This is a genomic window from Rhizobacter sp. P3_B12 (assembly GCF_056402895.1).
This window is the reverse complement of record NZ_JBFUGN010000187.1, coordinates 1-8,442: the sequence shown is the minus strand read 5'-3', so window position 1 is coordinate 8,442 and position 8,442 is coordinate 1. Positions and strand designations below refer to the sequence as shown.

7 protein-coding genes are annotated in these 8,442 nt (G+C 70.3%); 4 read left to right on the top strand and 3 right to left on the bottom strand.

Translation table 11 applies throughout. The features are described from left to right. The 3 genes from AC1D01_RS12710 to AC1D01_RS12700 all read left to right on the top strand — a co-directional run. A partial coding sequence (locus AC1D01_RS12710; RefSeq protein WP_477866681.1) for an efflux RND transporter periplasmic adaptor subunit occupies positions 1–1,052 on the top strand: 1,052 nt, incomplete at its 5' end. Between the two features lie 39 nt (positions 1,053–1,091). Continuing rightward, positions 1,092–4,250, top strand: coding sequence for an efflux RND transporter permease subunit (locus AC1D01_RS12705; protein WP_477866679.1), 3,159 nt, complete (start codon positions 1,092–1,094; stop codon positions 4,248–4,250). Next, on the top strand, positions 4,243–5,670 hold the full coding sequence (locus tag AC1D01_RS12700) for an efflux transporter outer membrane subunit (RefSeq protein ID WP_477866677.1): 1,428 nt from the start codon (positions 4,243–4,245) through the stop codon (positions 5,668–5,670). Before AC1D01_RS12705 ends, AC1D01_RS12700 begins: the two co-directional genes overlap by 8 nt. On the opposite strand, the gene AC1D01_RS12695 is transcribed toward AC1D01_RS12700, so the two are convergent. From AC1D01_RS12695 to AC1D01_RS12685, 3 genes are all read right to left on the bottom strand, one after another. After that, positions 5,667–5,960 (bottom strand): type II toxin-antitoxin system RelE/ParE family toxin, encoded by a 294-nt coding sequence (locus AC1D01_RS12695; RefSeq protein ID WP_477866675.1) that lies wholly within the window; start codon positions 5,958–5,960, stop codon positions 5,667–5,669. The two genes, AC1D01_RS12700 and AC1D01_RS12695, sit on opposite strands and share 4 nt — an antisense overlap. Beyond that, complete coding sequence (locus AC1D01_RS12690) at positions 5,957–6,181, bottom strand: addiction module protein (protein WP_477866673.1); 225 nt, start codon at positions 6,179–6,181, stop codon at positions 5,957–5,959. The genes AC1D01_RS12695 and AC1D01_RS12690 overlap by 4 nt, the downstream gene beginning before the upstream one ends. A gap of 62 nt (positions 6,182–6,243) precedes the next feature. Then, positions 6,244–7,179: a DUF1993 family protein gene (locus tag AC1D01_RS12685; RefSeq protein ID WP_477866671.1), complete on the bottom strand. Its 936-nt coding sequence runs from the start codon at positions 7,177–7,179 to the stop codon at positions 6,244–6,246. Between the two features lie 73 nt (positions 7,180–7,252). On the opposite strand from AC1D01_RS12685, the gene AC1D01_RS12680 reads away from it, so the two are divergent. Next, a partial coding sequence (locus AC1D01_RS12680) for a ferritin-like domain-containing protein (protein WP_477866669.1) occupies positions 7,253–8,442 on the top strand: 1,190 nt, incomplete at its 3' end.

Sequence of the window (8,442 nt, the reverse complement as noted above, 5' to 3'; positions counted from 1 at the left end):
TGACCGAGCTGCCGGGCCGGCTCGAGGCCTCGCGCGTCGCGCAGGTGCGGGCCCGCGCGGCCGGCATCCTGCTGAAGCGGCTGTTCCGCGAAGGCAGCGACGTGAAGGCCGGCCAGGCCTTGTTCCAGATCGATTCCGCGCCCTACGTCGCGAGCCAGCAGAGCGCCCAGGCGGCACTCGCCCGCGCGCAGGCCAACCTGACGCAGGCCACCGCGCAGGCCGAGCGCTTCAAGCCGCTGATCGAGGCGAACGCGATCAGCAAGCAGGACTTCGTCAACGCGGTGGCCGCGCAGAAGTCGGCCGAGGCCGATGTCGCGTCGGCCCGCGCCGCGCTGCAGACCGCGCAGATCAACCTTGGCTACGCCGCCGTCACGTCGCCGATCGCCGGCCGCATCGGCCGCGCGCTGGTGACTGAGGGCGCGCTGGTCGGCCAGGGCGAAGCGACCCAGCTGGCCGTGGTGCAGCAGATCAACCCGATGTACGTGAACTTCACGCAATCGACCACCGAGACGCTGAAGCTGCGCAAGGCGCTCGAGGCCGGCAAGCTCAAGCGCGCGGCCGGCGGCGACGCCGCGATCGTGCGCATCGTGCTGGAAGACGGCACCGAGTACGCCAAGCCCGGCAAGCTGCTGTTCTCCGACCTGACGGTCGATGCGACCTCGGGCCAGATCACGCTGCGCGCCGAGGTGCCGAACGCCGATGGCCTGCTGCTGCCCGGCATGTACGTGCGCGTGCGGCTCGAGCAGGCGCAGGTCGACGGCGCGATCGCGCTGCCGCAGCAGGCCGTCACGCGCAGCAACCAGGGCGACACGGTGATGGTGGTCGGCGCCGACGGCAAGGTCGCGCCGCGCCCGATCAAGATCGGCTCGGCCGCGCAGGACGGCCAGTGGCTCGTCACCGACGGCCTGAAGCCCGGCGAACAGGTGATGGTCGACGGCTTCCAGAAGCTGCGCGGCCCGGGCCCGGTGAAGCCGGTGCCGTGGCAGCCCCGCGCGGCGTCGGCCGCAGCATCGGCAGCGCCCGCCCCCGCGTCCGCCGCCTCCGGCAGCTGAGCCCGGACCCCCAAAGACAGAACCAGYGAGCCTTCCCCCATGGCCAAGTTCTTCATCGATCGCCCCATCTTCGCGTGGGTGATCGCGCTGTTCATCATCGTGCTCGGCAGCGTCGCGATCACGCAGCTGCCGATCTCGCAGTACCCGCCGGTCGCACCGCCCTCCATCGTCGTGTCGGCCACCTACCCCGGTGCCTCGGCGCAGACGCTCGAGGACAGCGTGATCAGCGTCATCGAGCAGGAAATGAACGGCTCGCCCGGCCTGCTCTACATGGAGTCGGTCAGCCAGGCCAACGGCACCGGCTCGATCACGATCAGCTTCGAGCCCGGCACCAACCCGGACCTGGCGCAGGTCGACGTGCAGAACCGGCTGAGCCGCGCCGCGCCGCGCCTGCCGTCGGCCGTCACGCAGCAGGGCGTGCGGGTCGACAAGGCGCGCTCGAACTTCCTGCTGTTCACGATCCTCTCGTCCGACAACCCGGCCTACGACCCGATCGCGCTCGGCGACTACGCGTCGCGCACCGTGCTGCCCGAGATCCAGCGCATTCCCGGCGTCGGCCAGGCCCAGCTGTTCGGCACCGAGCGCGCGATGCGGGTCTGGATCGACCCGGCCAAGCTGGTCGGCTTCAACCTGTCGGCCGCCGACGTCGCCACCGCGATCCGCACGCAGAACGCGCAGGTCTCGTCCGGCACCATCGGCGACCTGCCGAACCTGCCGGGCCAGTCGATCTTCGCGACCGTGGTCGTCAACGGCCAGCTCAGCAACGTCGAGCAGTTCGGCAACATCGTGCTGCGCGCGAACGCCGACGGCTCCACGGTGCGCCTGAAAGACGTCGCCCGCATCGAGCTCGGCGCGCAGACCTACGCCACCTCGGCGCGCCTGAACGGCAAGCCGTCGACCGGCATCGGCGTGCAGCTCTCGCCGAGCGGCAATGCGCTCGCCACCGCGACCGCCATCCGCAAGCGCATGGACGAGCTCTCGCGCTACTTCCCGCAGGGCGTCAAGTACAGCGTGCCGTACGACAGCTCGCGCTTCGTGAAGATCTCGATCTCGCAGGTGGTGGAGACGCTGCTCGAAGCGGTCGCGCTGGTGTTCGTCGTGATGTACCTGTTCCTGCAGAACTGGCGCTACACGGTGATCCCGACGCTGGTCGTGCCGATCGCGCTGCTGGGCACCTTCGGCGCGCTGCTCGGGCTCGGCTTCTCGATCAACGTGCTGACGATGTTCGGCATGGTGCTGGTGATCGGCATCGTGGTCGACGATGCGATCGTCGTGGTCGAGAACGTCGAACGCATCATGAGCGAGGAGGGGCTGTCGCCACGCGAGGCCACCCGCAAGGCGATGGACCAGATCTCCGGCGCGATCATCGGCGTGACGGTGGTGCTGATCTCGGTGTTCGTGCCGCTCGCGTTCTTCGCCGGCTCGATCGGCAACATCTACCGCCAGTTCTCGGCGGTGATGGTGGCGTCGATCGCGCTGTCGGCCTTCATGGCGTTGTCGCTCACGCCGGCGCTGTGCGCGACGCTGCTGAAGCCGGTCGAGGCCGGCCACCACCACGAGAAGACCGGCTTCTTCGGCTGGTTCAACCGCGGCTTCGCGCGCACCGCGAAGGGCTACGAAGGCTGGGTCGCGAAGATCCTGAAACGCGCCGGCCGCTTCCTGATCATCTACGCGGCGATCATCGCCGCGGTGGGCTGGACCTTCTCGCGCCTGCCGGCGTCGTTCCTGCCGGCCGAGGACCAGGGCTACATCATCGTCAACGTGCAGCTGCCGCCGGGTGCCACCGTGAACCGCACGGTCGAGGTGATGCAGCAGGTCGAGGGCTTCATCCTGAAGCAGCCGGAAGTGCAGAGCATGGTCGGCGTGCTGGGCTTCAGCTTCTCGGGCCAGGGCCAGAACGCCGGCCTCGCCTTCGTGACGCTGAAGGACTGGGACGAACGCAAGGGCGCGCAGCATTCGGCGCAGGCGCTGGCAGGCCGCGCGTTCGGCGCGCTGATGGGCGTGCGCGATGCGTTCATCTTCCCGCTCAGCCCACCGCCGATTCCCGAGCTGGGCTCCTCGTCGGGCTTCGCCTTCCGGCTGCAGGACCGCGGCGGCAACGGCCATGCGGCGCTGCTGGCGGCACGCAACCAGCTGCTGGGCCTCACCGGCCAGAGCAAGATCGTCGCGGGCGTGCGCCCCGACGGCCTGGAAGACGCGTCGCAGCTGCAGATCGACATCGACCGCGACAAGGCGAACGCGCTGGGCGTGAGCTTCGACTCGATCAACTCGACCCTCTCGACCGCGCTCGGATCGGCCTACATCAACGACTTCCCGAACGCCGGCCGCCTGCAGCGCGTGGTGGTGCAGGCCGATGCGCCGGCACGCATGCAGCCRGACGACCTGCTGCGCCTGAACGCCTTGAACAGCAAGGCCCAGCCGGTGCCGCTGTCGGCGTTCGCGACGACGCGCTGGATCAGCGGCCCGGTGCAGACCATCCGCTACAACGGCTACCCGACGATGCGGCTGGCGGGCGATGCCGCGCCCGGCCGCAGCACCGGCGAGGCGATGGCCGAGATGGAGCGGCTCGCGGGCCAGCTGCCGCCGGGCTTCGCGTTCGAGTGGACCGGCCAGTCGCGCGAGGAGAAGCTGTCGGGCTCGACCGCGTTCATCCTGCTCGGCTTCTCGCTGCTCGCGGTGTTCCTGTGCCTGGCGGCGCTGTACGAGAGCTGGTCGATCCCGCTGTCGGTGATCCTGGTGGTGCCGCTCGGCGTGCTCGGTGTCGTGCTGGCGGCCACCTTCCGCGGGCTGGAGAACGACATCTACTTCAAGGTCGGCCTGATCACGGTGATCGGCCTGAGCGCGAAGAACGCGGTGCTGATCATCGAGTTCGCGAAGGACCTGCATGCGCAGGGCAAGGGGGTGGTCGAATCGGTGCTGGAGGCGGCGCACCTGCGCTTCCGGCCGATCCTGATGACCTCGATGGCCTTCATCCTCGGCGTGCTGCCGCTGGTGGTGGCGTCGGGCGCGGGCTCGGCGAGCCAGCGCGCGATCGGCACCGGCGTGATGGGCGGCATGTTCACCGCGACGCTGCTGGCAGTGTTCTTCGTGCCGGTGTTCTTCGTCGTGGTGCGCCGCATCTTCAAGGGCAGCGAGCGGCAGCGCCGCATGTACGCGCATGAACTGAATGGCGCGCCGAAGGATGGTTCCCATGAGTGATTTCCGAAGCCCCCGGCCGCTGCACGGCCCGGCCCCTGCCCTGGCCTTGATCGCCAGCGCCCTGCTCGCGGCCGGCTGCACGATGATCCCGACCTACGAGCGCCCGCCGGCGCCGGTGCCCGGCTCGTTCGCCGGCGAGGCGACGACCCCGCGCCCCGGCCCGAAGGCGAGCGACGTCGAATGGCAGAGCTACTTCGCCGACGAGCGCCTGAAGCGGCTGATCGAGCTCGCGCTGAGGAACAACCGCGACCTGCGCGTCGCGGTGCTCAACATCGAGCAGGTGCGCGCGGCCTACCAGATCAGGCGCGCCGACGAATGGCCGACGGTCAACGCGGCCGCGAGCGGCCTGCGCCAGACGGCCGGGCCCGACACCATCACCAGCACCTACAGCGTGGGCCTGGCGGTCTCGTCGTACGAGCTCGACCTGTTCGGCCGGGTGCGCAGCCTGAGCCAGGCGGCGCTCGCGCAGTACCTGGCCACCGAGGAGACGCGCAAGGCGGTGCAGATCAGCCTGATCGCGTCGGTCGCCAACGGGTACTTCAACCTGCTGGCCGACGACGAGCTGCTCGAGGTGACGAAGCAGACGCTGAAGACGCGCGAGGATTYGCAGAAGCTCACGCGGCTGAAGTTCGACAACGGCGCGAGCTCGGAGCTCGACCTGCGGCAGGCCGAATCGCTGCTCGAGGCGGCCCGCGTGTCGCTCGCGCAGCAGACGCGCCAGCGCGCGCTGGACGAGAACGCGCTGGTGCTGCTGCTCGGGCAGGCGCTGCCGGACGACCTGCCGGCGGGCGTGCCGCTGGTGGCCGACCAGGTGCTGCCGGAGGTGCCGGCCGGCCTGCCATCGGACCTGCTGAACCGCCGGCCCGACGTGCGCGCGGCCGAGCAGCAGCTGATCGCGGCCAACGCCAACATCGGCGCGGCGCGCGCGGCGTTCTTCCCGCGCATCACGCTGACCGGGCTGGTCGGCTCGGTGAGCAACGAGCTGTCGGGGCTGTTCAAGAGCGGCTCGTTCGGCTGGAGCTTCCAGCCGCAGGCGACGCTGCCGATCTTCGACGCGGGGCGCAACAAGGCCAACCTCGACAGCGTGAAGGTGGGCCGCGAGATCGCGCTGGCGCAGTACGAGAAGGCGATCCAGACCGCGTTCCGCGAGGTCTCGGATTCGCTGGCCGGCCGCGCGACGCTCGGCGAGCAGGCGCGGGCGCAGCGTGCGCAGGCCGATGCCGAGCAGGCGCGCTACCGCCTGGCCGACCTGCGCTACCGCAACGGCGCGGCGAGCTACCTCGACGTGCTGGATGCGCAGCGCTCGCTGTTCACCGCGCAGCAGGCGGTGGTGCAGGTGCAGGCGCTGCAGGCGCAGAACCTGGTGACGCTGTACAAGGCGCTGGGTGGGGGGTGGAAGGACGCGGGGGCGGCGAATTAAGCCCGACCCCGCCAGTAGCGGGGCCTTCGGTGGTGATGTCCGACCACGAGCACTTCGATTCGCTCGGATGTGACGCGGTACACGATCGAATACGGAAAGCGGCGCAGGGGATGGATGCGAAGCCCTTGCGCCGCCAGCGTACCGAGATGTGGGTTGGACACCAGCAGCCTGRCAAGACGTTCGAATTCGGCGACGAACGCCTCTGCCAGTGCTCGGCCGCCTCGCTGCCTGTAGAACTCCAGGGCGCTCGCCAACTCCTGCTCGGCGGCCGGCAGGACGACATAGCTCACCGCAGACTGGCCCTCAGACGGGCCACGACCTCGTCGCCGGCCGCAAAGCCGACGGTGCCATCGGCAACCTGGGCTTCGCGACGCTGGGCCTCTTCGATCCAGGATTCCTGAATGTCCGGATCGGCGTCCAGGCTGGCAATCAGCCGCTCGAGCAGGCGCGACCGGTCATCCGGCGACAGGGACAGGACTTCTGCTTCCAGTACTTCAATGCGGGTAGGCATGACGAATCTCCGCGGCGCATGACGATGAGCGGCACAGCTTGCCACAGATGGCGGCTGCGGGTTCATGAACGAGAGCCGTTGCGCTCGCCATCCCTGTCCTTGATCGCCGTCGCCTGCGACCACACCACCTGCCAGCGCCCATCGATCCGCTCGTACGCATCGATGTGCCAGCACCGGAACGGCGAGTCCGGTTCGAAGGCCAGCATGGCCTGGTAGCGCAGCACCGCGCTGTCGGCCTGCAGGCGGACGTCGATCGCACCGGGCTCCCAGCGCAGGTAGCGAAGCTCGCCACGCTCGATCCTGCCGAGGTACTCGTCGCGGGTGAACGCGCGGCCGGCCGGCGTGACCAGTTGGAACTGCGGCGCATGCAGGTGCCGGGCGAGCAGCATGTCGCCGTCGACCAGCGCGCGCAGCCGCGAACGCTCGATCTCGCGGAGTTCTTCGGCACGGCGCTCTTCGGTCGCCCCGGCGCCGTCGCTGCCGGCCGGCGGATAGGCATGCAGGCCGTCGAAATCCGCCTTGCCGATCGGCACGCCCCGGCTGCGCAGGATCGCGTACGCAGTCGTCAGATGGAAGAAGAAGTTCGGCAGCGCGTAGAGCTGCAGGAACTCGGTGGCCGGCAGGCGCACCAGCGCATCGCCGGCGCGGCTCTCCAGCGTGCGGGACTCGGCGCCGTCGAACCGCTCCTGCGGCAGCTCGCGCACCATCGCCGTCACGCGATCGACCAGCGCACGCAGCCCGTCGAAACCAGCGCCGGGTTCGTCCGGCGAAGGAACCGGCAAGCCGGCGAGCGGATGGCAGGCGCGCAACGCGAAGTTCGCCGCGATGACGACCTGCGTCRCGAACGGGTTCATGTCGTCGGCCAGCCGGGCGCCGAGCAGGCGTTCGGCGCCCGGCCCGGGCGCGTGGGCCTGCGCCAGGTCGAGCCAGCGGCGCAGCCGTTCCAGGTAGCGCAGGAAGACAGGCACCGAGGCCTGCCAGAGCGGAGGTGGGTTCATCGCACGAGCGTAGCAGTCGGGCTCTCGCGCCCCGCCCTTGCATCGCGGCGCCCTCCCCGGCATGCTGCCGGCCATGACCCCTGCCTCCCACCGCGCCCAGCTCGTCGGCATGCTCGCCGAGGCCGCCGAGATCGAGCACTGCCTGATGTGCACCTACCTCTATGCGGCGTTCTCGCTGAAGCAGCACGCCGACGAGGGGCTCGAGCCCGACGAACTCGCCGCGGTGCAGCGCTGGCGCCGCGAGATCATCGCGATCGCCACCGACGAGATGCTGCACCTGGCGCTGGCCAACAACATCGCGGTCGCGATCGGCGCCCGCCCGCATTACCGGCGCTTCAATTTCCCGATCGCGGCGGGGCTGTTCCCGGCCGACATCGCGGTCGAGCTCGCGCCGTTCGACGAGGCCACGCTCGACCACTTCGTCTACCTCGAGCGGCCGGCCGACGTGGCCGAGCGCGACGGCACCCGCTACGAGAAGACCAGCTACCACCGCCGCGCCGTCGCCGGCCGGCTGTCGATGCTGCCGGACGACTACACCACCGTCGGCGAGCTGTACGAATCGATCGCCGAGAGCTGCGAGCTGCTGGTGCAGCACGGCGGCGAGGCGAAGGTGTTCATCGGGCCGCGCGCGGCGCAGCTGGCCACGCAGGATTTCCGCCTGCCCGGGCTGATGACCGTCGGCACGCTGGCCGAGGCGCGCCAGGCCGTCGAGTTCATCGTGCACCAGGGCGAAGGCTCGCGCGAGAACAAGAGCGGCTCGCACTACGCGCGCTTCTGCGCCATCCGCAGCGAATGGCAGGGGCTGAAGGCGCGCCGCCCGGGCTTCGAGCCGGCCCGCCCGGCGGCGCGCAACCCGGTGATGCGCAACCCGGTCGTCGCCGGGCTGCGGGTGCACGTCACCGCCGAGCCGGCCGCCGCGCTGCTCGACGTCGCCAACGTCTGCTACGAGCTGATGCTGCGCCTGCTGTCGGCGCTCGCCGACGTGACGCCGCGCTCCGAGACCGCCACCGCGCGCCGGCGCGAGATGGCCGACCAGACGCTCGCGCTGATGCACATGCTCGGCGACATGGGCAGCGCGCTGTCGGCGATGCCGGCCAGCGACAAGCACCCCGGTGTCAATGCCGGCATGACCTTCACCGCGTCCCGCACCGTGCTGACCTACCTGTCGGTCGAGACCGCGACGCTGGTGCTGGCCGAGCGCTGCGGTTGCGTCGCCGACCGGCTCACCGCGATGGCCGCACAGCCCGGCGCGCAGCCGTGGCT